Annotated in this window: 20 protein-coding genes; 10 read left to right on the top strand and 10 right to left on the bottom strand. The window is 40.5% G+C overall.

The window, feature by feature from the left end; all coding sequences use genetic code 11:
- The first annotated feature begins 86 nt into the window (after positions 1–86).
- A complete protein-coding gene (kdsB, locus tag M5U24_RS04650; RefSeq protein ID WP_099324868.1) occupies positions 87–845 on the top strand; it encodes a 3-deoxy-manno-octulosonate cytidylyltransferase in 759 nt (252 codons plus the stop codon).
- Positions 838–2,433, top strand: coding sequence for a CTP synthase (locus M5U24_RS04645; RefSeq protein ID WP_298201720.1), 1,596 nt, complete (start codon positions 838–840; stop codon positions 2,431–2,433). The genes kdsB and M5U24_RS04645 overlap by 8 nt, the downstream gene beginning before the upstream one ends.
- Positions 2,434–2,459: 26 nt before the next feature.
- On the opposite strand, the gene M5U24_RS04640 is transcribed toward M5U24_RS04645, so the two are convergent.
- Positions 2,460–3,326, bottom strand: coding sequence for a ParB/RepB/Spo0J family partition protein (locus M5U24_RS04640; RefSeq protein WP_169703195.1), 867 nt, complete (start codon positions 3,324–3,326; stop codon positions 2,460–2,462).
- A gap of 147 nt (positions 3,327–3,473) precedes the next feature.
- Here M5U24_RS04640 and M5U24_RS04635 point away from each other — a divergent pair, with 147 nt between their 5' ends.
- The gene (locus tag M5U24_RS04635) at positions 3,474–4,277 is read left to right on the top strand and encodes an ABC transporter permease subunit (protein WP_099324865.1); all 804 of its coding nucleotides are present in this window, start codon (positions 3,474–3,476) and stop codon (positions 4,275–4,277) included.
- A gap of 134 nt (positions 4,278–4,411) precedes the next feature.
- Here M5U24_RS04635 and serA read toward each other — a convergent pair whose 3' ends face one another.
- Positions 4,412–5,992: a phosphoglycerate dehydrogenase gene (gene serA / locus M5U24_RS04630; RefSeq protein WP_099324864.1), complete on the bottom strand. Its 1,581-nt coding sequence runs from the start codon at positions 5,990–5,992 to the stop codon at positions 4,412–4,414.
- Positions 5,993–6,281: 289 nt separating this feature from the next.
- On the opposite strand from serA, the gene M5U24_RS04625 reads away from it, so the two are divergent.
- Positions 6,282–7,355: a hypothetical protein gene (locus M5U24_RS04625; protein WP_099324863.1), complete on the top strand. Its 1,074-nt coding sequence runs from the start codon at positions 6,282–6,284 to the stop codon at positions 7,353–7,355.
- 1 nt (position 7,356) lies between these two features.
- Positions 7,357–8,148, top strand: a complete 792-nt coding sequence (locus M5U24_RS04620) for a formylglycine-generating enzyme family protein (RefSeq protein WP_099324862.1) — start codon at positions 7,357–7,359, stop codon at positions 8,146–8,148.
- Between the two features lie 414 nt (positions 8,149–8,562).
- Here the strand turns inward: M5U24_RS04620 and M5U24_RS04615 are convergent, their stop codons facing one another.
- Together M5U24_RS04615 and M5U24_RS04610 are read right to left on the bottom strand one after the other, a co-directional pair.
- The gene (locus tag M5U24_RS04615) at positions 8,563–9,798 is read right to left on the bottom strand and encodes an SPFH domain-containing protein (RefSeq protein ID WP_099324861.1); all 1,236 of its coding nucleotides are present in this window, start codon (positions 9,796–9,798) and stop codon (positions 8,563–8,565) included.
- An 85-nt stretch (positions 9,799–9,883) separates the two neighbouring features.
- On the bottom strand, positions 9,884–11,068 hold the full coding sequence (locus M5U24_RS04610) for an SPFH domain-containing protein (RefSeq protein ID WP_099324860.1): 1,185 nt from the start codon (positions 11,066–11,068) through the stop codon (positions 9,884–9,886).
- Positions 11,069–12,084: 1,016 nt separating this feature from the next.
- On the opposite strand from M5U24_RS04610, the gene M5U24_RS04605 reads away from it, so the two are divergent.
- From M5U24_RS04605 to M5U24_RS04590, 4 genes are all read left to right on the top strand, one after another.
- Positions 12,085–13,755 (top strand): alginate export family protein, encoded by a 1,671-nt coding sequence (locus M5U24_RS04605; RefSeq protein WP_099324859.1) that lies wholly within the window; start codon positions 12,085–12,087, stop codon positions 13,753–13,755.
- Positions 13,756–13,939: 184 nt separating this feature from the next.
- Positions 13,940–14,836, top strand: coding sequence for a DUF3782 domain-containing protein (locus tag M5U24_RS04600; protein WP_298201717.1), 897 nt, complete (start codon positions 13,940–13,942; stop codon positions 14,834–14,836).
- A gap of 16 nt (positions 14,837–14,852) precedes the next feature.
- Positions 14,853–16,340, top strand: a complete 1,488-nt coding sequence (gene trpE, locus M5U24_RS04595; protein ID WP_099324857.1) for an anthranilate synthase component I — start codon at positions 14,853–14,855, stop codon at positions 16,338–16,340.
- A gap of 100 nt (positions 16,341–16,440) precedes the next feature.
- Positions 16,441–16,599, top strand: a complete 159-nt coding sequence (locus M5U24_RS04590; RefSeq protein ID WP_157820469.1) for a hypothetical protein — start codon at positions 16,441–16,443, stop codon at positions 16,597–16,599.
- A gap of 188 nt (positions 16,600–16,787) precedes the next feature.
- Here the strand turns inward: M5U24_RS04590 and M5U24_RS04585 are convergent, their stop codons facing one another.
- From M5U24_RS04585 to M5U24_RS04560, 6 genes are all read right to left on the bottom strand, one after another.
- Entirely contained in the window at positions 16,788–17,303 is a 516-nt protein-coding gene (locus tag M5U24_RS04585) for an adenine phosphoribosyltransferase (protein ID WP_099324856.1), read from the bottom strand.
- Positions 17,303–18,139: a sigma-70 family RNA polymerase sigma factor gene (locus M5U24_RS04580; protein WP_261341096.1), complete on the bottom strand. Its 837-nt coding sequence runs from the start codon at positions 18,137–18,139 to the stop codon at positions 17,303–17,305. Before M5U24_RS04580 ends, M5U24_RS04585 begins: the two co-directional genes overlap by 1 nt.
- Complete coding sequence (locus tag M5U24_RS04575) at positions 18,140–19,894, bottom strand: 30S ribosomal protein S1 (RefSeq protein WP_099324854.1); 1,755 nt, start codon at positions 19,892–19,894, stop codon at positions 18,140–18,142.
- 56 nt (positions 19,895–19,950) lie between these two features.
- Positions 19,951–20,622: a (d)CMP kinase gene (cmk, locus tag M5U24_RS04570; protein WP_099324853.1), complete on the bottom strand. Its 672-nt coding sequence runs from the start codon at positions 20,620–20,622 to the stop codon at positions 19,951–19,953.
- A gap of 391 nt (positions 20,623–21,013) precedes the next feature.
- The gene (locus tag M5U24_RS04565) at positions 21,014–22,009 is read right to left on the bottom strand and encodes an ABC transporter substrate binding protein (RefSeq protein ID WP_157820468.1); all 996 of its coding nucleotides are present in this window, start codon (positions 22,007–22,009) and stop codon (positions 21,014–21,016) included.
- A complete protein-coding gene (locus M5U24_RS04560; protein ID WP_157820467.1) occupies positions 22,006–22,881 on the bottom strand; it encodes a PhnD/SsuA/transferrin family substrate-binding protein in 876 nt (291 codons plus the stop codon). The genes M5U24_RS04565 and M5U24_RS04560 overlap by 4 nt, the downstream gene beginning before the upstream one ends.
- Positions 22,882–23,208: 327 nt before the next feature.
- On the opposite strand from M5U24_RS04560, the gene M5U24_RS04555 reads away from it, so the two are divergent.
- The gene (locus M5U24_RS04555; RefSeq protein ID WP_169703196.1) at positions 23,209–25,353 is read left to right on the top strand and encodes a TonB-dependent receptor; all 2,145 of its coding nucleotides are present in this window, start codon (positions 23,209–23,211) and stop codon (positions 25,351–25,353) included.
- The last annotated feature ends 425 nt before the right edge of the window (positions 25,354–25,778 follow it).

Below are 25,778 nucleotides of genomic sequence, written 5' to 3'. Positions count from 1 at the left end.
TTTAAAAAACATTTGAATATGCCATACACTTTAATAGAATTAAGCTCTTATCGTGCATAGAGTAAAAATACACATTTGGATACTATATGAATAAGCATAAATCGGTGGTAATAATTCCTGCAAGATATGATTCTTCACGATTACAGGGGAAATTGATTTTACAGGAAGTAAAAGATATTACGGGGAGGTATATAATAGAGCATGTGTATCAAAATGTGAAATCCGCCAGGGGTATTGAAAAGGTAATTGTTGCAACGGACAGCAGGCAGATTTTTGATATCGTAAAGGGTTTTGGGGGTGTGGCAGAAATGACTTCAGGGGAGTATCATTCCGGCACAGATAGGATCTCTGAAATTGCTGAAAGGATAGATGCGGATTTTATCGTAAACGTGCAGGGAGATGAGCCGGAAATGAACGGTGCAATGGTCGATTTAGTTATTGATGTGCTGGAGAAAGATGATAACGCGGTAATGTCAACCCTTGCAAACAGAATAGAAAATGCGGAGGCATTAAGAGATCCAAACTGTGTAAAGGTGGTATTGGATAATAACGGATATGCACTCTACTTTTCCCGTTCTCAAATACCATATGTGCGGGATAATGATGAACAAGGAAATGGCAGAGAATTTTTAAGACACCTTGGAATATATGGATATCGCAGGGACTTTTTGCTGAAGTACCGTAATTTATTGCCATCGAAATTAGAGATGGCGGAAAAACTTGAACAACTTAGGGCGCTTTCAAATGGATATAAAATAAAAGTGGCAATTACTGAGTATGTATCGTGTGGTATAAATACTAAAAATGATTTGATGGAATTTATAGAAAGACATAAAAATGACTAAACATATTTTTGTTACGGGCGGAGTAGTATCGTCACTCGGGAAGGGCTTAAATTCTGCTTCTATAGGGATGTTACTGGAGAGCAGAGGATTAAAGGTGCGATTGCAGAAATTTGATCCGTATGTCAACGTTGATCCGGGAACGATGAGCCCGTATGAACATGGAGAAGTATATGTAACTGAAGATGGCGCGGAAACGGATCTGGACCTCGGGCATTATGAAAGATTTACCAATGCAGAAACAAACAAATACTGTAACTTTACTACAGGGTCTATTTACTATTCCGTTATTATGAAGGAGCGGAATGGCGAATATTTGGGAAAGACGGTGCAGGTCATCCCTCATATTACGAATGAGGTTATAGAATGCATTAAAAAGCTGGATGGACCGGACACTGATGTGGTAATTTCTGAGATTGGCGGCATTGTGGGCGATATCGAAAGCCAGTTGTTTCTTGAAGCAATCAGACAATTCGGGCAAACGATAGGCAGGGGAAACGTACTCTACATTCATTTAACACTTGTGCCATATTTAAGTGCGGCAGACGAAATAAAGACAAAACCTACACAACACAGTGTTGGTATGTTACGGCAGGCTGGTGTGCAGCCGGATATTATTATATGCAGGACAGAGAAACATTTGAGCGAAGAGATAAAAGAAAAGATATCGCTTTTTTGTAATGTTGATAAAAACGCAATTATAGAGGAGAAGGATGTAAAACCATATTTGTATGAAATACCTCTTATACTTATGGAACAGGGGCTGGACAAGTTGATCATACAAAAACTCCAACTGAAAACAAATAATGGGAATATAGATAAGTGGTTATCAATATTAGAGATACTGAGAAATCCGAAGTATACGACAGAAATAGCTATTGTTGGAAAATATATAGGGCATCAATCGGCGTATGAATCTATTTATGAGTCGTTAATACACGGCGGAATAGAAAACAATGCACGAGTAAAAGAACGCAGAATTGAATCTGAGGATGTAGAAAGGTTCGGGGCAGAAGCATGCTTAAAAGGGGTAAATGGAATATTGGCGCCCGGTGGATTTGGTGCGAGGGGTGTTGAGGGAAAAGTAATGGCAATTCAATACGCGAGGGAAAACAACATCCCCTTTTTTGGCATTTGCCTCGGAATGCAGTGCGCCTCTATAGAGTTTGCAAGAAATGTCTGTAATCTTGCCGGCGCAAACAGCACCGAATTTGATCCTGCTACCCCGCATCCCGTAATAAGCCTACTCGAAGAACAGCAAAATATAACAAAAAAAGGCGGAACAATGCGATTAGGGGCTCAAGCCTGTTTTGTTGAAGAAGGTACAAAGGCGTATGAAGCATATAAAAAGGCCATGGTTTCCGAAAGGCATCGACATCGATATGAATTCAATGATGCGTATAAAGAGAGATTTTTAGCAAATGGAATGAGATTTAGTGGACATTCACAGGAAGACCGGCTGGTCGAGATCATGGAAATTATAAATCATCCGTGGTTTGTCTGTGTGCAGTTTCATCCGGAATTTAAATCAAAGCCAACAAAAGCACACCCATTGTTTAGAGAATTTATACGGGCAACGTTAAAAAAATGAATTTGCGGGGAAAGTGAATATCTATTTTAAAGACTAATCCCGCTTTTATTGGCAATCCGCTCGAACTCTTCATTGTTGTTAAAGGCAATAGTTATTTGCCCCCTACCATGTCGTTCGCGTATCTTTACTTTTGCCCCAAAATGCTTTCGAAAGCGATCCTCAATGTCGGCAATATGCGGCGTGGGTAATTTTCTCTCGGGTCGTTTCTCTGGCTTGCGAAGATTTTTTTCTCCGGCAACCATGGATTCAACATCCCTTACGGAGAGACCTTCCTTAATGATGATGGTGCAGTATTTTATCTGCATTTCTTTTTCATGAAGAGAAAGCAACGCCCGGGCATGCCCCATGGAGATTGTTCCACGTGAAACATGTCCCTGGATTTCATCGGGAAGTTCGAGAAGCCGGAGATAATTTGCTACTGAACTGCGGTCTTTTCCCATTGCATGGGCGACTTGTTCCTGCGTGAATCCGAATTTTTTTACCAACTCACGGAACCCAAGGGCCTTTTCGATCGGATTAAGGTCTTCTCTTTGGATGTTTTCTATTAAAGCGATTTCGAGGAGGCTTTCATCATCAGTCTTGCGTACAATTGCGGGTACTTTTTTCATGCCGAGTTCCTTTGCCGCCCTCCAACGCCGTTCCCCTGCAATAAGCATATAGCCGTGGGCAGTGGGTGTCACGATGATAGGCTGCAAAATACCGTGTTTTTTGATAGATGCCATAAGATCATGCATTTCTGCTTCCTTAAAAAGGTTGCGGGGTTGCATGCTATTCGGTTTTATGTCGTTGGGATTCAATTGTATGATTACGCCCTCTTCCTGTTGGGATTCTATACCAATGACGCCTCCCAGGAGAGATTGCAGCCCTTTGCTAAGTCCTTCGTTTTTGGCCATGGGTTTCGTCCTTTTTTTTGAATGTTTTTCCATTGAAATATTTTTCTGTAGGTGTTGGGATCCGGCCGATTGTCCGTCCTGAAATGTTTCACGTGAAACATTTTTAATAGAGTCTATGGGTTTTCTGGTTAAATTCAAGGGTTTTTTATGAATGGCGCTCTGTTTTGTCTCGCAATTAATACATCAAGGGATGTTTTTCGGCAGCCCTTATTTTATGTAATTACCGGCGTTGGCATGTTTTTAACGTTTTTGTCCCTTTTTTTTACTCTGTTTGCCTTTGGTGAAGAGATCCGGCTGATGAAAGACATGGGCATTTCTACCATTACGGTGTGTTGTCTCGTATTGGTTTCCATGTCTGCGGCAAATGCTCTATCAAAAGAGAGAGAAAGTGGCACTATTTTGACGCTGTTGGCAAAACCAGTGCGTAGTCGTGATGTTGTCCTCGGAAAGTTTTTTGGTATATTGATAGTGGCGACCGTGGAATATTTAATATTAGGGGCTTTTTTAGTTGCTTCCCTGTCTTTGAAAAATCTGATAGATCTTGGCGTGGCACTTTTCCCCTCCATTATACACTTCGTGAGCACTACCTTTCTCCCGCTTTTCTATACATTTTTACAGATAGAAATAATGTGTGCAATAGCAATCGCGGGGTCTGTTTATTTGTCAGTGTCGGCTAATTTGAGTTGTTGTGTGTTTGTCTATATTGTTGGAAACCTGCTAGGTCTTGTTCAAAACCTTTTCAATGCGAATGAGCGCCATTTCTTGTGGCTGTTTGCATTTTTGTACACAATTTTCCCGAATCTGGAAGGGGTGAGTGCTATAAGCATGGGTTATCCTTCGGAAGGGATTGACGTTCGTTATATTTTGCTTATGGTCGTTTATGCCATTGCGTATACAACGCTTATTATTCACATAGCATTTGAAATGTTTGAAAGAAAAGAATGTTGCTGATCTGCATGAAATGATGCATCTTTAACAAGAAAGAAATGTGCCGCTGCCGAAATTTTTCTCCCTCGTAGAGTTGGTGACACGTACAAGCAGGCTTTGTCCGTGTCACCCTTATTATTCATTTTTCTAAAACTTTTTTAGAGTTGTACCAAAAATGCCGCATCAATGTGGTTTAGTTGTTTAATTTCATTTAGACAATCTTGCGGCGGCACCGCATCTATATTTAGAATACTGATGGTGTTTCCCCCTACTTCTTTCCTGCCGAAGGTCATATGTGCGATGTTTATGTTTTTGTTGCCAAGAAGAGAGCCGACCTGTCCAATGAAACCCGGCTTATCCCTGCCAAACAGAACGAGTATCTGTTCATTGAGAATGGCCTCAACTCCATAACCATTAATGTCTACCAGCCTTGGTTCGTTTTTGCCAAATACGGTTCCGGAAATACAGGTTTCTCCGTTTGAAGTAGTAATTTTTGCGGCAACAAGACTGCTAAAATCACAGGCATTGCTGCTGGTCGTGACATTTACCTTGATGCCACGTTCTGCGAGCAAGGTCGGAGCGCTTACAAGATTTACGCCTTCTTCAAGGCTCGGCTTGAGCAACCCTACTATAAGGCTATCGGTAACGATTCGAATATTTTTATGAGAAATCTCTCCCGTATAAACAATATCTAATGTCTGAATGCCCGCATTATTTATTTGTGTTAAAAAAGATCCCATTTTTTCTGCAAGGGCAAGATAGGACTTCAGGCTGGCATACTCTTCCGGACTATAGGGAGAAAGGTTCACGGCGTTTTTATATCCTTTTCCGGTAAGGGCTGCGGCCATCTGTTCCGCTGCCTCAATCGCAACCGCATATTGCGCTTCTTCGGTGGATGCTCCTAAATGTGGCGTCGCAATGACCTCTTCCAGTTGTAGTAACTTATTATCCTTTGGAGGTTCTTCTTCAAATACGTCCAGGGCCGCGCCGGCAACCTGTCCTGTTTTAATGGCGTTATAAAGATCTTCTTCGCAAATAACGCCGCCTCTTGCGCAATTTATTATTTGGACGCCTTTCTTCATGAGTGAAAATTCTTTGCTTGTTATAAGGTTCTTCGTTTCTTTGTTAAGCGTAACGTGAATCGTGATATAGTCTGCCTGTGCCAAAAGATCTCTAAGGTTTTTTACAATATGTATGTTATACTGTGATGAAATTTCAGTGGTTATAAAAGGATCATAGCCAATTACTTTCATCTCTAAGGCAGCCGCCCGTTTTGCCACTTGTCTGCCCACCCTGCCTAGTCCTATGATGCCAAATGTTTTTCCGGTGAGCTGCTGACCTGTAAATTTCTTTTTCTCCCACTTCCCTTCCTTCACCGACGCACATGCCTGGGGAACGAAACGCGAGAGAGAACAAAGCAAGGCAATGGTATGTTCTGCCGTTGAAATGATATTGCCTGCGGGGGTATTCATGACGACAATGCCTTTTTTTGTAGCGGCAGGAACATCTATATTGTCGACGCCCACGCCCGCACGGCAAATGGCTTTCAGCTTTTCACTTTTTTCGAGCACAGGAGCGGTGAGTTTTGTATTGCTTCTCACGATAACGCCATCGCACATTTTTATAACAGCATCTAATTCAGGCGGTTTTAAACCGGTTTTCTTTAAAACTTCAACCCCGGCATTTTGTAGTATTTCGTTACATACGTCAGGAAGATCGTCTGCGATTAAGACTAACATGACACTGCCTTTCCAAAAAAATAACAATGTTTTTGCGAATATGTAAATATAAGACGTTACGTTGTGTTTTATCAGGGCAAATGCAATAATAACGGGAATATGATAACCTTTTAATCCTATGAAATCAAATTTAAACTTTCATGCATAGAAAAATGCAATAGTTTAAAAATAAGACCCGCATTCGCACCATTTAGTAGTAAAGGGGATAATATTTGCGGTAAGACGGGGTTTTTGTTAAACTCTACACGGTGTTTTTATTCAGAAATCAATTCAAGTTGGAGTACGATTCATGAAGCACTGGGTTTATATTGCTGTTTTGCTGGTATTTATATATTTACCTGTGGTTTTATTTGTGCAAAAAAGTGCTATAGGACAAACAAGCGGACAGGAAGTTTTTGATAAGCTGACGGATTTTCAAAAATCACTGAGGGACTGGATGCGCAATATTGATAACCTTAGCGCACAGTTCTCTGAACTGAATAAAGACGTAAAGGAGACCATCGCTCCCCTGAAAGAATCCAGCAAAATCATAAAAGATCTTGAAGGAAAAATGAATAAAATTGTTTCAAGACTGGAAAAGGTGGAACAAGTGACCTCTATTGAAGATGTGAAAAATACACTTGATTCTTTTGGCAAAACATTTGATGTCTTTAAAAAACTGTTTTCTGATTTAAAGAAAAGAGTTGAAGACCAGGAGGTGAAAACAACTGTTCTTGAAAAAAAATATCAAGAAGCCGAAACACCATTAGCCCCTTTTAAAAAGGCGCTTGAAGACATAAATAAACTGGTTACCGATAAATTTGCAGAGCAGGAAAAAATCCTTGCCGCCGCAGAGGTAAATATAAAAACACGTACAGAGGCGCTGGATCAACAAATAAAAATTTTTGAAGAGTTTGACCGAAGGGTGAAAAATTTGGAGAGACGGGGAGTTGTTTCTTCTGGTACTGCTACGGCGGCGGTCGTGGTGGCATCTCCGGAAGTCAAGGTGACGCCGGTGGCTGAAGCCGTAGGTACGGAAACGGTTGTGGCCGCAAAGGAAGAACCGGTTGCGCGCGAGCCGTCTCCCGAAGAAGAAGGTTTTAATGAGGCAGGAGAGGGGTTTTATGTGAGGAATGTAAAACTGCTTCCTTTTGGATCTTCCGCACAAATCGAGGGGGAGATAAAAAATTTGTCCGGAAAAGATCAAAGTATTGCTAATTTTGAAATAAAGGTATACGACAAAAAGGATTTGGTTTTGTTCATGCAGGATTTTTCAATAAGATCTTTTAAGAATGAAGCTATCAGAAAGTTTAACGAAATTATTACCGGTTATTCGCCGGTAGATATTGCAAGGTACGAGGTGTTGGCGAAGAGGAGATACTGATATGTGGATTGTCAAAAGATGGATTGTTTTGTTCGCTTTTGTTATGGTATTTTTTTTAAAAGGATTACTTGCTGCGGAAGAAGGCGAACAGTATCCGGGTATGGTTTATGTCCCTGCGGGTGAGTTCTATATGGGGGAAGATAAATATTACGATTGGACGTTTATGTTGGCATTTAACATATATGATGGGCCGGAGCATATTGTGTATCTGGACAGCTATTACATTGATAAATATGAGGTAACAAACGAACAGTATGCAAAATTTATAGAAGAAACAGGGCATCGTATTCCGTACTGCTGGTTTGATGAAAGGTTTAATACTCCGGACAAGCCTGTTGTTGGCGTCAGATGGGAGGATGCGGTTGCTTACGCAGAGTGGGCCGGCAAACGTTTGCCTACAGAGGCAGAGTGGGAAAAAGCAGCGCGTGGCAGTGACAGGCGTTTGTGGCCTTGGGGGAATGAGATATTTGATGCGGAAAGATGCAATGTTTGGGAAACAAAGAAAATGCAGACATCTCCTGTCGGAAGTTATAAACAGGGCAAAAGCCCCTACGGTTGCTATGATATGTCGGGTAATGTCTGGGAATGGTGTACTGATTGGTATGATCAAAATTACTATTATTCTTTTCCTCGTGAAAACCCAAAGGGTCCGGAATCTGGGCAACAAAAAGTTATTCGTGGAGGTAGCTGGCATTATTTCGGACACTTCGCCCGATGTGCAGCAAGGTATCGTGTCCTTCCCCATGCAGAAACACCACAGATTGGTTTTCGCTGCGCAAAATCCGTAGAGTAATTACAAAAACTTGAACTATTATATAGTAGATCGCAAAGCGTAACGGTTCACAGTATTTAAGTTATTGCTAAATTGGTACTTAATAAATTATAAATTTATTACAAAAAAATTTGAATTGCTAAAGTACTTATTTTCAGCGTATTAAATAATAGTGGGAAAATACCCGCAAAAAATTTGTATTAATCATACTTATACGATAAAAGTAAATGCATTACGCATATATTTATTATCAAACAAATAAGGTTTTTCGAAAAATTTATACACCCTCGGCTTTTATAGGGGAGATTAGAAATCCCCTCTATCAAGAGGAGATTTAGGAGTTGTTTGATAGTATGCTTAGTCAAATAAATCTATTTTTCAGAAAGTCATTTTATCGCCAAATTTCTAAAATCAGATTTGATTGGCTATATTAAGCTAATTTCCAAACTTTAGAGTCGCATTTTCTCTACTTTTTTCAAAGTCTTTCAACCATTGCTCACTCTTTGGGTCTAACTTGCCCACACCTTCTTTTGTCATTTTCAACAGTTGCTTTATTTCTTCAAATGTTGTCGTGTCTACTTGAATTTTGCCCCTTTCATCTGAAACTCCAAGCCGTGTTGCCATCTCATCAACATTTAGCAAATTCAGATCCATGGTAGAAACATTTATATCTGCAAGATTGAAATTTCTTGCTGCCTCCATTGCAACTATAATGTCACCGCCAAATCCTTTAATGGCCTCTCGTCTCAATTTTTCCCCTTCAGCCCTAGCCAATTTAATCAACAATTCCCCCTCCGCTTTTCGCTGCTGTTTGTATTTGTCCCCCTCTGCCCTTTTTTCAATAAGATATTTGTCCGCCTCTGCAAGATATTCAATTACCATTTTTGTAGTCTCAGCATCCAAAACGGTAACCTCTCGTTCTTTATCGGCGGAGATTTTCTGTGCTACGGCTTCCGTGTCAGCCTCGATTGTTTGAGTAATACCTCTTTGTTCCGCGGCCAATGCTTTTGACTGATTCAATACGTAGTCTAATTCCGCAACCTTGATATTCTTAATTTTGCGGTCTAGCTGCTGGTCAAACCGGAATTCTAAAATCAAAACATCTATAATTTCTATGTATCGTGACTCTAAGCGCTCCCTGAGTCTTGTTCTGCATTCTTCCGCTCTTTTGCGTTTTTCTTCAGGGTTGTATAAATCTCTTTCCACCATTTTTCCAAAGACACTACGTGCAACGTCTCTTGTTTCATTCTCGACGATTATCTTGTACCTCTCCCCGACACCAAGATCTTGTCGGAGTTTCCAGGCAGAACCTCTTTTTATTTGGTATTTAATAACCAAATCAACCTCCACATCGTAGTCATCTGCGGTTCTTATCGCAACGTGCTTTCTCTCATCGTGCCCTAATCCCGAATTTTCCTTTGCCATTTCCAGTGTTTGCACTGTGATATCATAGAGGTCCCACTGGTCTATTGTCGAAATCGCCCTGTGCCAGCCAGGTCCATAATCCTTTTGCACAATACCCCTGCTTACACCCCAAACACGGGTTCTCACTCCCACCTGATCAGCGCCAACCTTTATGACGAAGAATTTAATACTGACGATAGAGATCGCAATAACCGCAAGTACCGCAATAGGAATGATATATTTTGCCGTCAATTTTCCCAGGTGCATTTTTGCCTCTACATTCTAAAAATGAGTCGTTAAATTATGATATCAATACGCAGTAAAAAGTGTCTATTGACCGTTACAGCGGCCATTAATCTGATTTTTGAGGACCTGGTTGCATCGGGCTAACCATCGGCGCGTCTGGAGGTTCCGGGCGTGAGTAATCAATCTTGGGAGCGTCTTCGATATACTTGAAACGTTGTATCGATTGCGGTACTTCGATCCCGCTTCTGACAATCGGAACACCGCGTACAATGGCATTTTTCAGACGTTTTGCATATTCAAGTCTGACCAGATTGCGGCTTCCGTTTCCTTCAAAAGCGTCCCTTAACGCGGCAAGTCCTTCGGCCTCTGACTTCACCGTTACAAGTACGGCATGCGCTTCCTGTGACAAGCGCTCAAAATCGGCTTCTGCCTCAAATGTTGCTTTTATTAAATAAGCTTCCGCCTCTTGTTTCTTGGCCTCTGCAGTACCTCTTGCATCCATGATTCTTTTATCACAATCACCCCTGAATCTGGCCACACGCACCTCTTTCTTTTTTGTCTCTTCGACGATTACCCTCCTCTGGTTTTCCATTGCCGCCTTTGCCCTGGTTTTTTGTTCTTCCACTTCTTTGTCAGCCAATCGTCTCTCTTGTATTTTTTCGGCGTATTCTCTATAGTAGCGATAATCTGTGAGGTTTATCGAAGTAAGAAAAAAACCATGCGGCTCTAAAAAAGTATTAATTTCGAGTCGTGCTTTGTCTGCTTTTGCATCGCGTTTTGAAGCGCTTGGGAATTCATCTATACCTAGCTCTCCGTAACAGTAATAACAAATGGTGCGTGCATAATCATAAACCCATTTTTGTTTGTAAACATCGCCAATGCCGGTGTTTTGAATTATGTGTGAAGCGTACTCCGGATTCAGGATATATTGTATCTGTAAATCCAACACAACTTCACCACCGTCAATAGTTTTTATTATAAGAGGGTTTCCCTGTGGTTGCTTTTCATTGATCTCAGCGGCCGTCATCTTCAATACCAGCTCACGCTTGTCTAATATATAAATATCCTGAATAAAAGGGTAATAAACAATCGCACCTGCACGATTAATTTGCTTTATGCTGCCAGTTAAATTGTTTACGATTACGGCTACTTCGTCTGGCGCAAGTTCTTTCCAGCTTAGCTCTTTGCCGCCGTAAATACCTCCAGCGATAAAAGCCAGAACAAGTACCGATACAAAAGTCTTCCTGTAGAGGTGGAATTTTTTACTTTTTGGTTTGAAGTCTTTGTCCATAGTAAAGAGTACCTTTTTAACGAAAAGCTATTTAATTTATTGTTGTTAAGCTATTTAAGCGAATGTTGCATTGATTTGCTGCAAAGTGTATAATTATAAGGGCAGGTCTTTGGGAGTCAACAAAAAATTTAAAAAAAAGGACTTTCTGAAAAGCGCGTTAAGTGGTTCTTTGGTTAAGAGTAAAATCGTAATTCGGAAAGTGTATTTCACTTTGCAACGGCTTATTTAGGTTTGAAAAGACCATCTCCGCTTGTACAAGTATTCAATAAATTGCTTTGTAGTGATGGGCATGTTGCCCTATCGCCTGTCTCTTTAATATTACAGTGTATTATAAAGGCGTTTTTCGTAAAATGTAACATTTGGCTTGCGATTTGTGACGTATAATGAATCTTTGGATTTTTGATGTACTGACAAATTCTGGCGTCCCGATTGAACTAAGCAAATTAAGAGGCTGTCATCCAAAAACGGGTCGAACGTTAAAGGGGTTATGTTCGGATATGTGGCTTCAAATGTTCTCTCTTGCTTGCTATATACAAGTCGTTTGATTTTGATGTGAGGTATTCCCTTTTTATTATAAGCATTAAAGTATTTGTGGTAAGAAATGGTCTGCGCTTGTTATTGTAATCGGTAAGATTGAGGTATCTTATGTGTCCTTTACTTCACCAGAAATAGCAACCGGAGGGGATGTGTAATGCTTTATTACTGCCAAATGTAATTGCAGTTTCATGAATGGTCCGCCAGTATTCAGGTGCGATATGTATACTATGTGCAAAAAATTGTTTGACAATTTGAGAATTGAGGCTACAATGGTTTCCGTCAAGGTTATCTTTATCGCTTAGCCATGTAGCTGTTTGTTCGGCTAAATTTTTTAGAGAGTATAACAAATCTAGGAGGAGGAGAAAGGAGGCGTTATATTATAAGGTTACGTTAACATACGGGTTTTAAATTTTGTTTGTGTATTTAGTTGTGATTCTGTTTTAGTTTGAGGTCTGTTTATTAATGATTGGGAGGTGTATATGAGAAATAAATTTTTGAAGACGTGTTTTAGTGGCGTAGCTGCTGCTGTCTTCTGTTTTGCGGCTGCTCCCTTTGCGCATGGGGCTGGTTCTTCCTCGCTGGAAGACATGGAAAGAGAATTGAATGCCTTGAGGGCCTCTGTTTCTAACTTGACGGAACAAATAGAAACAGTAAGGGGTGGCCAAGCTGTTTCGTCTGCTCCTTTGGGCGAAAGCGAAAAAGGAGAATTAGAGGCGTTAAGGAGCGAAGTAAACTTCTTAAAAGGAGAGTTTCAGACCGCAGCACAGGCAGAAGAGCTAAAAGCGGAGGATATTGCAGGAAATGTTTATTCAGAATTTGCAAAGAAGGTAACACTGGGTGGGTCGATCAGGACCAGGGCGGAATATGCTAATGGTTACTACAGTTTTCCAGGGGATGTGACATTACCTGGTTTTAACCCTCCTACCATACCAGTTGGTGGTGCTGCTACAGGGACAAGACCCAAATCGTCTATAGATGATGATTACGTGTTAAACCAGACTAGGCTATGGGCAGATGCGGATGTAAACGAGCATCTCAGGATATTTATCCAGCTTCAGGATTCCAGGGCTTTTGGTGTGGAAGGTACGACTGTTGGATTTGCCACTGATGGGGCAAATAACCGTATCGATATCCACCAGGGTTATTTTGACCTAAAGAATCTTTTCGACCTTCCGTTAACGGTAAGAGTGGGACGCCAGGAAATTATCTGGGGCGATCACAGGGTTATCGGTAACTTAGTCTGGTCTAATCAGGGGCGTGTATTTGATGGCGGCAGGGTTATGTGGGATACGGATGCTATCCATGCAGAAGCCTTCGCAATGAGAGTAGATGAGGATGGTTACCTTTCCTACGCCGTGGATGGCAGCGGGAATTCTGATGAAAATGTATATGCTGGTATGTTATCGTTTAAAAAGCTCTTGCCGGGTGCTTTGATTGAGCTTATGTATATACAAAAGAATAATCAGGACGAAACCGCTGCTGTTAGTGCTCATACAGGGGCTGGGAAGGGAAACACCATTATTCATGATTTCGGCGTAAGGATTGACGGTAAATTGCCAAACATGGATGCCGTAGATTATACATTGGAATCCCACGGTCAGACCGGTGATGTCGGTGATCTTGACCATGAGGCATGGGCATTTGCAGGCAGGGTTGGATATACCTTTAAGGATGTGGCATGGACTCCTCGCATAGGGTTTGAATATGCCTTTGCTTCGGGTGACGATGATCCAACAGATGGGGATCACGAGACCTTTGATAATCTCTATCCCACAAACCACATGCAGGGCAACTACGGTTTTATCGATTTGGTTTCATGGCAGAATATGCATGACTTCAGGCCTAGTTTAAAGGTTAACCCAACCGATAAATTAATGATGCAGGTGGATTATCACTACTTCCTGCTGGCCGAGGAAGAAGATGGTTGGTATAACGCAGCTGCCGGTCTTGTTGCTGCACGTCCAGCCGGCGGTTATTCTAACGATGACAATCTGGCGCAGGAGGTTGATTTTACGGTAAGCTATCAATTGTATAAAAATGTAGGTATCCTTGCTGGATATTCATGGTTCGGCGCTGAGGACTGGATCGAGAAGAACGCCGGTGATTTTGATACACATTGGGGCTATTTACAAACAACTGTTACATTCTAATACTGTAGTGTTTGCTTGAATATTTGTATTGATGAAATAGGTTGGAAATGGGTGTTGCTGAGGCAACACCCATTTTTTTTGCATGGAAAAAGGTCAAAAATCCGTTAAACTTTTATTTAACCGTTACTACAACTTTAAATTTTCTGTAAGTCAAATGAGTTAACTAATATTTTGAGTATTTATTATGAAAACCAAAGAAATCCGCGAGATAATCCTCAAAGAACTGCCGGATATTATTAAACATGACAAAGAGATACAAGATTTTATCTTGCATATTTCTAAAGAATGTTTTGCTGGCAAAGATACGACAGAAGACCGGTTTGACAAGATACTGAGAGAGCTTGCAGAAGACAGAGAGACACAAAACAGGAAATGGTTGGAGGATACCAATCGGTGGTGGGAGCAGGCTGAGAAGTGGGAAGAGCAAGATAAACGCTGGCAGGAACAGACTGAGCAGCGGAAGGAACAAGATAAACGCTGGTGGGAGCAGGCTGAGAAGTGGGAAGAGCAAGATAAGCGCTGGCAGGAACAGATAGAGAAGTGGAAAAAACAAGATCAGCGCTGGCAGGAGCAGGCTGAACGGTGGGACAAACAGGAAAGTAAATGGGAAGAAAACCAGAAGGTTATTCGCGATATCATGGAATCTATCAAAAAGATGGACCGGAAATATGACAGCACTATCGGCGCATTAGGCGCCCGGTGGGGATTAAGGACTGAACAATCATTCAGGAATGCCTTGAAGGGAATATTGAGAGAGGTTTCCGGATTAGATGTAATTAATGTCATTGAATATGATGAGGAAGGGATAATTTTTGGACGTCCTGAACAGATAGAATTAGATTTAGTGATAAAAAACGGGCATTTTATGATATGTGAGATAAAGTCATCTATTAGCAAATCAGATATGTATATATTTCAGAAAAAAGTAGATTTCTATCAGAAAAAACATAACAGAAAGGCCCGGAAGCTTATTGTGATCTCGCCAATGGTAGATAAAAAGGCTATGGAATTTGCAAAAGACTCAGGTATATTAGTTTACAGTTATGTTGAAGATATAGAGTCGGAGATTTTTTCTGTTTAACTAGAATTTTTAATACATGAATAATTACTATCCTTCCCTGGAAGAGTTTAAACAACTTGCCTCGGCCAACAATATTGTGCCGGTATACAGACAACTGTTTGCGGACGCACTTACCCCTGTTTCTGCATTTCAAAAATTATCAGATTCTAAACATGCCTTTTTACTTGAAAGTGCTGCCGGCGGAGAAAAAATTTCGAGATATTCCATCCTTGGGTCTGACCCATTTCTTGAATTTACTTCGATGGGTACGAATGTAGAAATTTTGAGGAAAAATGGAAATAATGAAAAAATTCAAACAACAGACCCCCTGGCTATTCTTGAAGGAGAGATGAGTAGGTTACGTCCTGTAAAAATAAAAGAACTTCCTGATTTCTTTTGCTGTGCAGTGGGATACATCGGTTACGATGTGATTCGTTATTATGAAACCTTGCCCGATATGCCTAAAGATGATCTTTTTCTGGCAGATATCAGGATTTTATTTTATGACACAATTATTGTTTTTGACCATTTGACAAAAACAATAAAGATTGTCTGTTCTGCATATGTAGATAATAACGAGTTGGAAGATTTGTATAAAGAATCTATCAAGAGAATTGATTGTGTTATTGAAAAGCTGAGAACGCCTGTCATGTCGTTAAGCGATGATATAACGACTGATAAAGAAACGAGCCGGTCTTTTTGTTCAAATTTTGAAAGAAAAGATTTTTTATCTGTAGTTGACCGATGCAAAGAATACATTCGTGCAGGAGATATTTTTCAAGTGGTAATTTCACAGAGATTTAAGACTGAGACCGAGGCGGAACCTTTTAATATTTACAGGGTGTTGCGGGTAATCAATCCTTCTCCATATATGTTTTATTTTAAAATGGATGATTTATATTTTATAGGGTCTTCTCCCGAAGTAATGGTAAAGGTAGATGGTAAAAAAGTTATCGTACGGCCTATTGCAGGTACCAGAAAAAGAGGACTGTCTGATGATGAAGATGAGAAGCTTGCTGGTGAATTAATTGAAGATCCCAAAGAAAGAGCGGAGCATATAATGCTTCTTGATTTAGGAAGGAATGATGTTGGGAGAGTTTCCCGTTACAATACTGTTCGCATCGAAGAAAAAATGGTCATCGAGAAATATTCACATGTAATGCACATTACCTCGAGTATTTGCGGCGAACTAGACGATAGTAAAAGTGCATTTGATGCTTTAAGGACATGCTTGCCGGCGGGGACACTTTCCGGCGCTCCGAAGATTAGGGCAATGCAGATTATCGACGAACTGGAACCTACTAAAAGAGGGCCGTATGGTGGCGCTGTAGGGTATTTTGATTTCTTCGGTAATATAAATACATGCATTACAATCCGAACGATAGTGTTAAAGAATAAACATGCGTATATTCAGGCTGGAGCAGGAATCGTTGCAGATTCAATACCGGAAAAGGAGTTTGATGAAACGGTAAATAAGGCAAAGGGGATGATGCTGGCGATTGAAATAGCGGAAAATATGAAGTAAGGCGTGGTGTGCTTAATAAAAAACATTTGTTCATTTCGTGGAGGTATTGCAGGTAATAGTTTAGATGTGTTTGGTGACACTTAGCACGGAGACCGTTAGAATGGATTTTTCAAGGATTTTGCAGATAGCAGGAATTATTGTGGCATTACATGCACTTTATTTTGGAATAGTAAAAGATTCTATGAAAATGGAAATGATTATGCTGTTTATCGGGGTCGTAATGTTTTATTTTGGCAGGTTGTCGGGAAGCAAGCGCTAACTGTTATAGTCACTGCATTTGATTTTAGAAATATAAATTTGTATATAAGTTTTAAATTATAACTTATTGCAAGGCTTTTCCGGCAATGCAATTCTTTGCCGGTAATTTTCACGTACACTGGCATGAAACTATTTTACTGTTAAATTACGTCGGGTTGCGGCTTTGTACGCAAATCAATTGTAATGATATCAGTATTTTATTAATGAAAACAGGTCATATTTACTCAAGATATCCCTTCCGTTCAAAAAACCTAATTCAATTAAAAAAGCACAACCAACAATATTGCCGCCAAGCGACTCAACCAGCTTGCAACATGCATTCATTGTGCCACCAGTAGCCAAAAGATCATCTACCATGAGAACCTGTTGTCCCTTTTTAATACCATCTTTGTGTATTTCCAGTGTATCTGTCCCGTATTCAAGGTTGTACGTCATGCTTGCTTTTTCATAGGGAAGCTTCCCTGGTTTTCTGATGGGAACAAAACCTGTACCGATTGAAAAAGCAACCGTTGTCGCTAGTATGAAGCCTCTCGCCTCCGCGCCGACAACAATATCTATTTTTTTGTTTTCAACGTAGCTGGCAATACACGCTATCGAATCTTTCAAACCCTTTGCGTCTTGAAGAAGAGGCGTTATGTCTTTAAATAGTACTCCCACTTTCGGGAAATCCGGTACATCGCGAATTAATTTTTTTAAATATTCCATTATGAATCTTCCTCTTTTGTTATGAGATAGTGTAATTTTTGAATCGTTTCTTTTTCGATCTGCCGTACACGCTCCCGGCTTATTTTAAGTATTTTGCTTATGTCTTCCAGTGTTCTTGACTCTCCGTCAACCAGTCCGTAGCGCATTGTTATGACCGTTGCCGCACGTTTATCAAGGGTATCCAAAAGTTTTTTAAGTGTTTCTTTTTCATACGTCTCCTCCAGTCCTTCTTCCGGAGGAAGCGTTTTCCCGTTTGGGGTAATATCGCTTAACGCCCAGATAATGTCAGCGCCGGAAACGAGTGGAGCATCGAGAGAAGTCATCGACTGGAGGGAAAGTTCGATGTTTTTCACATTTTGCGCAGTGATGTCAATTTCCGCTGCTATTTCTTGCTCGCTTGGCGATCTTTCGTGTTTTTTCAGCAAACCGGAAGAGGCATGTTTCATCTGTGAAATTCTTTGCAGCATATAAGAGGGAATGCGTATTATACGTGCCTTGTTTGCAATAGCTCGTCGAATTGCCTGTTTAATCCACCAAGTAGCGTAAGTGCTGAACCTATTGCCAGTTGTTATATCAAAATCCTCAACGGCGCGTATAAGTCCCAGATTGCCTTCTTCTATGAGGTCAAGAAAGGAAAACCCGCGATTCACAAATTCCTTTGCAATGCTTACCACCAGCCGTAAGTTTGCCTTTATTAGTTTTTCCCGCGCTTCTGCATCGCCCTTTGCTACTTTCCTGGCAATTTCCAGTTCCTCTTCAAAAGTAAGCAAAGGGATATTCTGTATTTCTTTTAAGTAGGCTTGTAATGCAGAGTCCGTAGTGCCATCTCCTTGTATTTAAATGGATTCAACGACACTGGAAGGTTCCGCCTTTTCTTCTTGAACTACTTTTTCTGATGAAGAGTTATCGGAAGAGTTATTTTTTTCCTCAGGATGCGCCGCTATTTTCTTCAAACTAAGACCGATTTTTCTTGCTTCAGGCTCAATGCGAATTACTTTCACCTCTAGTTCGTCTCCTACATTTACCGCATCGGCAGGGTTGCTGATTTTTTTATCTGAAAATTCGGAAACATGTAATAATCCTTCAATTCCTTGTCCTAGTTCTAAAAAGGCTCCAAAATTTGCGAGTTTCGTTACGTGTCCTTTCACAATATCGCCAACCTTATATTTTTCAGGAATTTCTTTCTCCCACGGATCGTCTTGCAGTTGCTTTAATCCAAGCGCAACACGTTTCTTTTCCCTGTCGACAGAGAGAACAACCGCCTCTATTTTGTCGCCCTTTTTAACAATTTCTGAAGGATGTGCCACCTTTTTAGCCCAAGACATATCGGAAATGTGCAATAAACCGTCAACGCCTTCTTCAATTTCTATAAATGCCCCATAGTTTGTCAGATTACGTACCCGCCCTTTAATCTTCGTTCCTGCCGGGTATTTTTCCTCGATTATTGTCCATGGATTGACCTCTGTTTGTTTAATGCTTAAAGATATTTCTTCTTTTTCTCTATCGATTTTAAGCACTACTACCTCTACCATGTCCCCGATGGCAACAATCTCAGAAGGATGGTTGATACGACGTGTCCACGACATTTCTGAAATATGTACAAGACCTTCTATTCCAGTCTCCAATTTAACAAATGCCCCATAGGACATGATATTAACTACCTGGCCTTTTACCCTGGAACCAACTGGATATTTTTCCTCTATGTTAAACCATGGATTATCGGTTTTTTGTTTTAGCCCTAAAGCCACTTTTTCCTTTTCTTTGTCAACATCGAGTATTTTTACCTCAACTTCATCGTCAATCGCAAGCATTTCTGATGGATGGCTTATCCTGCCCCAGCTCATGTCCGTAATATGTAGCAGTCCATCCATGCCACCCAAATCGATAAAAGCGCCGAAATCGGCAATGTTCTTCACAACGCCCTTTCTTGTCTGTCCTGCTTCTATTTCCATTAATAATAGTTTTTTCTTTTTCTCCCGCTCTTCTTCAATCAGTTTCCTTCGTGAAACAACGATATTTTGCCGTTCTTCGTCAATTTTAAGAATTCTGCAGGTAAGTTCCTGTCCAACATATTGTGCTATATCTCCCGGTGGTTTTACGTCAATTTGCGAGGCAGGCAGGAAAATAGGTACCCCAATATCTACAAGCAGCCCTCCTTTTATCTTACGAATAATACGCCCGGTAATAATGTCCCCTTCTTTATATTTTGCAATAACTGTTTCCCAGCCACGAATGCGGTCGGCCTTGCGTTTTGATAATTTTATGAGTCCGGAATCGTCTTCAACTGCTTCTAATAAAACTTCAATTTCTTCGCCAATTCTTATTTCGGAAGGGTCGTCGAACTCGTATTTGGGCACCATGCCCTCGGATTTATAACCGCAATCTATGATTACGTTATCGCCGATAGAACTGATGATGCGGCCTTTTAGAATCGAGTTGACCTCAAAATGCAGGACAGAATCATAATAAGCGGACTGTACGTTCTCCATGGCATCTTCTGTTGCCATTACTGATTCCACGTCATTTTCTATATCTGCTACATTAACATTATATTCCTTTAAATAATCACGTTTTAAAGTTTCAAGACCCATAATTTAATAACTTCTCCGAAATAAAAATGAAAAAGGGACAAAAGAAATAAAATAAATCACACTTTATTTTTTATAAGGGGATTCACTTCTTTTATAATTCTGTGAATCACCTCGTTTAACGTTAAATTTGTCGTATCAATGTAAATTGAATCGTCGCTGATTTTTAAAGGAGAATCCTTTCTTGTTGTGTCACGCTGGTCGCGTAATGCTATTTCTCTTATTACACTATCGAGCGAGTTTTCGTTGTCCGGCGTTTCTCTCTCGCGAAAACGTCTTTTGGCCCGTATTTCTATTCTGGCGTCAAGAAAAAACTTTTTTTCCGCTTGAGGAAATACAACCGTTCCGATGTCTCTTCCCTCCGCAACGGTATTTCCTTTTGAGGCAATTTTTCTCTGCAGATTTACCAGCATCGCCCTAACGCCAGGTTTGCCTGATATATGATGCGTGTTGTTTGTAACCGATGGTGAGCGAATTTCTTTGGTTACATTTCTGCCATCTACAAATACCTGTAACCCTTTTTCTTCACTCTCAAAATAAATCTGTGTCTGTTCCATAATCCTGCATAAAGCATTTTCATCATCGAGGTTTACATTATGTTGCATAGCCTTCCATGTTAATGCCCGATACATGGCGCCCGTGTCAAGATAACGAATACCCAGGTGTTTTGCCAATGTCTTTGCAACCGTACTTTTGCCGGATCCGGCAGGCCCGTCAATCGCTATTATCAAGCGAACCTCCCCGGTATATTCACTGAAATCTCCATGTCGATTCTCATAAGGTGAGAAATTTCAAATATACTAAACTATGAATTTTATTGCAAGTGTTTTATTGTGGTATCAGGTAACGCTGAAGACGTATTAAAAGCGGATCACCATGCATAAGAAAATACGATTTTTAGTAACATTTTAGTCTTTTTAAAAAAATTTCAATTTTTATGATTAGAACACACATTCCTGATCCTGCGCCGGGAACACGTTTCACATCCATTATACAGACCCATAGCCGTGTGTCTCTGATTTAGTTCGGAGACATTCGTAAAAAACCGACGTCAGCGTGAGGTTAACGCATGGATGGATTTTTTAAAAACAAAGGGGTTGCATTCACCGCAAAATCCCTGTTTTATTGAATAATCTGATTCACTGAATCTAATGCATCTGCGTTTAAAATCAATTTATTTTCTGCAACTTTTTTTAAGTTGATGCTTATGTGTGAACCGGCAGGGGTGTTAACCTTTTCGATCTTTTCTTGCCGGGAGAGCAGGTCGAGCGTCAACCTTGCGGCTTGTTTGCCGGTAGTGGGAATGTCAGCAGAAATAACCAGAGTCGCTCCCGCATCAATAAATGCCTCGCTGTATGTAAACACAGGAATATTTGCCGCATTGCATTGCTGGAATATATTGCTGACGGCATCTGTTTTTGATAGCACAACCGGGTCTGAAGTTAGCCAAATGGCGTCGACATTTTTAAGAAGTTTTTTCAGGGCAGATGTTATGTTTGTCCTTTTGTTTATGGATATTCCAACAAGGCAGATTCCAATATCTTTGGCGTCTTCCCTTGCCTGCTGCATCCATTCTTCATTATATTCCTTACTATAAAGAACGCCGATTTTGTTTGTTTTCGGGAAGAGGTAACGGTACATCGTCAATTGCATACTCGGAAGCAGTTCGGAGGATATGCCATAGGTGTTTTCTTTTATGGTGAGACGTCTCCAATTTATGATTGAAGAAAATATTACAGTGGCATCGTTCGTCACTTCCTGTGCGAAGAGATATGCCTTAATTCCAATGCAATATATGATAGCCGGACCAGATTCCCGAATAATTTTCTCTGTTTCGGACCTCTCTTTCCATTTATTGCCAAGGTTTATTTCGCCTTTCGGGTGTGGAATGACGGATTTGAATCCCGTATGCGCCAGGGAGTAGTTTTTGATGGATATGTCTGAATTTATAATGAGTACATTTTCAGTGGTATCCGGGTATGACGTATTTGTGTAGCCTGACAGAAAGGAAAATAGTATTAAAAAGAATGCCATGAATGTACGATTTCTGCCTTGTTCGCGCATGATAGCGGCAAGCATCGGGATGTTATTTATTAGATTGTTTTTGTATTTAATCATTGTTTTTCCAGGTATTCCTTTTCCGATGCGTTGAGTATTTTCCATCCGTCAAACCCAAGCATACTGAGTTTGTTTTTCCCTTCCACGGCGGCTTCCATATCTTTAATTATTTTTGCCAGTTTTTTGTGATTTTCGTCCTGGGGTTTTGGTACCGCTACAATAGGAAGCAATGTTTCGTTGCTGATCAATAATTGCTTTAATGTGTCGTACAGTTTCCTGTTTATTACGGAAAGCTTTGCAAGGCTGCTATCTGTGGTAACAGCAGCGTCTGCCATTCCAAAACCTACGGACATCAATGCGTCTATTTCTTTCGGAACAGAGAGTATTTTTATAGAGGAAGCAACAGCACCTTTGTTTTCCCCGAACATTTGAATAAGGACGTTTTTCGTGTAATCTTCACTGCTGGCGGAAGCTACGTTCATGCCACTTAACATGCTTATGTCGTTAATAATCCTGCTTGTTGAAAAAATTCTCCTGCACGTAGATTTATTTTTGGATACGGCAACCAGGATTGGTTCGATAGAAATATTTTCTTTTAGTTGTTTATAATGCCAGCTTGAAATAATGAAGATACCGTCTTTTTTCTCGGAGATAAGTTTTTCAAATATTTCGCGTTCACTAAACGGTTGAAATTGATACCCGCCAAATCTGGCAAGGTAGAGATCGAACTCCTTTTTGAGTGAGGCAAAATTGTTGATATTGGTTTCCGGATTATAGAAATAGATGGTGTATTTATATTCAGCGCATGGCGCCAGGCTATTCGTGAATAAAAAGAGGCAGAGAAAGGCGGGAAACCATATTGCATGCGTGCATCTTTTGTAAAAAACTGATTTATAAAAATACGGAATTGTATGGTTAAAGGTATGCGACAAGATACATTTTATTTTTCTGTATATCCCCATACACATTATAAAGAAAGAGACGAGAAGGTTGTCGCAAATAAATTACAAATAAACAATATGCACGAAAAATATATATGAATATCTGTGCGTGTCAAGCATTTTTATGAACGAATAAGGTTTATGGAGTTGCTTTGAGAAAATCTTATTTGTATAATCCCGGAAATTTTCACGTTGAGAATAAAAACCTGCCCGGCTCATAAAGATGAGACAATGTGCCTTGCATTTTTTCTGCGCAATTTTTTTTATCCTTAATAGCAAATGCTTAATAGCCATTCTCTGGCAAATTCAGGCGTTAAAATGAAAAGATTGATTATTACAGCATTTTTCGCAATTTACACAAGTTTCACCATGATGCCTGTCCTGGCGGAAGATTTCCCCTACCAAGAAAATACGGAACCTGTTGAAATTACCAATGCAATTCATGAGGAGATCAGATGGTTGCTGGCGGAAACCGAAGTTGCTATATCGACCAGGCATGGGGTGCGCATAAGCAAGGCGCCGGGCATAGTAACGGTATTAAATGGTGAGGAGATTTCCCATTCCGGATATCGTACCTTCTCTGAATTATTGCGGACTGTGCCGGGCTATGAAATACTAAAATCGGGGAATTTTGGCGGAATATTTCCTGCGGTGAGGGGTCTTGACGGCGCAAACAGGGTGCGGGTAATGATTGATGGCCACTTTGTGAATAATCCCTTAGACGGCAGCGCTTTTGGCAATTTTGACGATTTCCCGTTAAAAAATATTAAGAAAATAGAGATTATACGCGGACCGGGTTCCGCATTGTACGGAGAAAATGCCTTTTTGTCGGTGATTAATATTATTACAAAAAACGGGGCAGATATAGACGGCATACTGGTGGACAGCGGTTTTGGAAGCTATGACACGTTGGAGGAAAACATTGTGTTTGGCAAGCGATATGGAAACATTGAAGTTTCCGGCATGATGCATTACAGAGATACGAATGGTTATGACGGCATTGTAGAAAGCGACAGCCAGTCTGTGCTGGATAAATCGTTGTCCCCTTATGGATTTCCCGCCGTATCGCAAGCCCCTGGAGAGGTAGAGGACTGGAGAAGGGAGTATAGTCTGCATTTAAAAATGGCGTATAAGGATGTTTATCTGCTGGGATGGTATAACAATAAAAACCGGGGGCCTTTTATCGGCCCTCAGCACGCACTGGCCGATGAATCAGATATTGAGAGCAATTATGTATTTGCCGAGGTTGGATACAAAAAAACATTTGAAGATATCTTTACCGTAAAACCGAGGGTTTATTACGATCAATTCGACGACGATTCCTACGTTGAATCTTTTCCGGAAGGCGCAACCCTGTCCTTTGACACAAACAACGACGGCGTCTATGATACTTTTAAAACATATCCCGACGGCTTTGTTGGCGACGGGAAAGTGATACAGAGAATTATTGGCGCAGAGATGCCTTTCGACTATGAACTATTTGACGGCAATATCATTACAGTGGGTTTTGAATATCGGCGTATTCAGCAAACAGACGTCAGGTATTCGGCAAATTTCGACCCGTTAACCATGGACCCGCTGGAATCGATGAAAGATTTTACGGATACCTATCCTTTTCTGAAAGAAACGACGAGGAATATCTGGTCTGTTTATATACAGGATACCTGGGATATTACCGAGGATATAAGCCTTACTTTAGGCGCCAGACATGATGAATATAATGATTTTGGCAATGCGACGAGTCCCCGCTCCGGTTTGACCTGGAAGTTTATGGAGAACGCTACGTTGAAGTTTTTATATGGCGAAGCATTTCGCGCACCAAGCTTTCTTGAGATGTTTACCGTGAATCAGCCTGCAAGATTGGGGAATGAGGATTTGGACCCGGAGATTATCCGCACAATGGAAATGGGATTGATGTATACCTTCAACAAACATGTCACGAGCAGTATTAATTACTTTAACAATAATATCAAAAATCTTATAATGCTCCGCGCCCTGGATTCTGCCAGTGAGACCTGGCAGTATGATAATTTCGGTGATGCGCGTGTTCAGGGATTTGAGGTAGAGACGAAGATAAATGTATCACCTGGCAATTATGTGTTTTTTAATTATACGTTTCAGGATCCGGAGGATGATCACGGAAATGAGCTGCCCTTTGTGGCGAAGCATAAAGGCAACATTGGGATCAATGTGCAGCCATGCAGATACATAAACACAAATGCAAGCGCCTTTTTTAGCGGGAAACGATACCGGGAGGAGGATGACGGCAGGGACGATATGCCCTCATATGCATTGGTAAATCTTTCTGTTACCGGGAGAAATTTTTTTGGCACAATGAACGTGCAGGGCACGATATTTAATGTGTTTGATAAAGACTATAAAGACCCCGGGCCTGTTTCCATAGCAGAGGATTTGCCAAGGCCGGGGAGGACGTATTTTGTAGGATTAAGTTATCAGTTTTAACACAAAGGAAACATCAACGGGCATTTGGTCGCAACGGGGATGAAAATAAATAATCCGGTGATTTAGGGGACACCATACTTAATTTGGAACATTTCCATTCTTTTTTTGCAACCCCTTCATGTCCCTGAGCAGGTTCAGATTCGCAATATGAAATAGTAAAAATTCTAAAGTCCTTGATATTGTACCGATTTCCTGTTTTGCCTTTAATATAAAGGGTTTGTAAGCGTTATATCAATTTTATTCATTACGATTAATTCTATCCTTTTGGGTTGATTTTAGTACAAAATTGGTACAGTTGTTATTTTTGCATTTTTTTAATCAAAATATAGCGTGAATCTTGAAGAAGGAGAGGAAAAGGAGATTGAGATTGTGTTGAAAGAAAAGTGATTATTATAAAGGCCATTTAACATTATTCTAAAAATTGT

It is taken from the genome of Candidatus Kuenenia sp. (genome assembly GCF_027493735.1).
In the GTDB taxonomy this organism is placed as follows: domain Bacteria; phylum Planctomycetota; class Brocadiia; order Brocadiales; family Brocadiaceae; genus Kuenenia; species Kuenenia stuttgartiensis_A.
The sequence above is the reverse complement of the archived record's forward strand: the minus strand, read 5'-3'. Positions and strand labels throughout refer to the sequence as shown.

Excerpts from the sequence above, each read along its gene's own strand:
- kdsB (WP_099324868.1), top strand. The coding sequence starts at position 87 with ATGAATAAGCATAAATCGGTGGTAATAATTCCTGCAAGATATGATTCT.
- M5U24_RS04645 (WP_298201720.1), top strand. The coding sequence starts at position 838 with ATGACTAAACATATTTTTGTTACGGGCGGAGTAGTATCGTCACTCGGG.
- M5U24_RS04640 (WP_169703195.1), bottom strand. The coding sequence starts at position 3,326 with ATGGCCAAAAACGAAGGACTTAGCAAAGGGCTGCAATCTCTCCTGGGA.
- M5U24_RS04635 (WP_099324865.1), top strand. The coding sequence starts at position 3,474 with ATGAATGGCGCTCTGTTTTGTCTCGCAATTAATACATCAAGGGATGTT.
- serA (WP_099324864.1), bottom strand. The coding sequence starts at position 5,992 with ATGTTAGTCTTAATCGCAGACGATCTTCCTGACGTATGTAACGAAATA.
- M5U24_RS04625 (WP_099324863.1), top strand. The coding sequence starts at position 6,282 with ATGAAGCACTGGGTTTATATTGCTGTTTTGCTGGTATTTATATATTTA.
- M5U24_RS04620 (WP_099324862.1), top strand. The coding sequence starts at position 7,357 with ATGTGGATTGTCAAAAGATGGATTGTTTTGTTCGCTTTTGTTATGGTA.
- M5U24_RS04615 (WP_099324861.1), bottom strand. The coding sequence starts at position 9,798 with ATGCACCTGGGAAAATTGACGGCAAAATATATCATTCCTATTGCGGTA.
- M5U24_RS04610 (WP_099324860.1), bottom strand. The coding sequence starts at position 11,068 with ATGGACAAAGACTTCAAACCAAAAAGTAAAAAATTCCACCTCTACAGG.
- M5U24_RS04605 (WP_099324859.1), top strand. The coding sequence starts at position 12,085 with ATGAGAAATAAATTTTTGAAGACGTGTTTTAGTGGCGTAGCTGCTGCT.
- M5U24_RS04600 (WP_298201717.1), top strand. The coding sequence starts at position 13,940 with ATGAAAACCAAAGAAATCCGCGAGATAATCCTCAAAGAACTGCCGGAT.
- trpE (WP_099324857.1), top strand. The coding sequence starts at position 14,853 with ATGAATAATTACTATCCTTCCCTGGAAGAGTTTAAACAACTTGCCTCG.
- M5U24_RS04590 (WP_157820469.1), top strand. The coding sequence starts at position 16,441 with ATGGATTTTTCAAGGATTTTGCAGATAGCAGGAATTATTGTGGCATTA.
- M5U24_RS04585 (WP_099324856.1), bottom strand. The coding sequence starts at position 17,303 with ATGGAATATTTAAAAAAATTAATTCGCGATGTACCGGATTTCCCGAAA.
- M5U24_RS04575 (WP_099324854.1), bottom strand. The coding sequence starts at position 19,894 with ATGGGTCTTGAAACTTTAAAACGTGATTATTTAAAGGAATATAATGTT.
- M5U24_RS04565 (WP_157820468.1), bottom strand. The coding sequence starts at position 22,009 with ATGATTAAATACAAAAACAATCTAATAAATAACATCCCGATGCTTGCC.
- M5U24_RS04555 (WP_169703196.1), top strand. The coding sequence starts at position 23,209 with ATGAAAAGATTGATTATTACAGCATTTTTCGCAATTTACACAAGTTTC.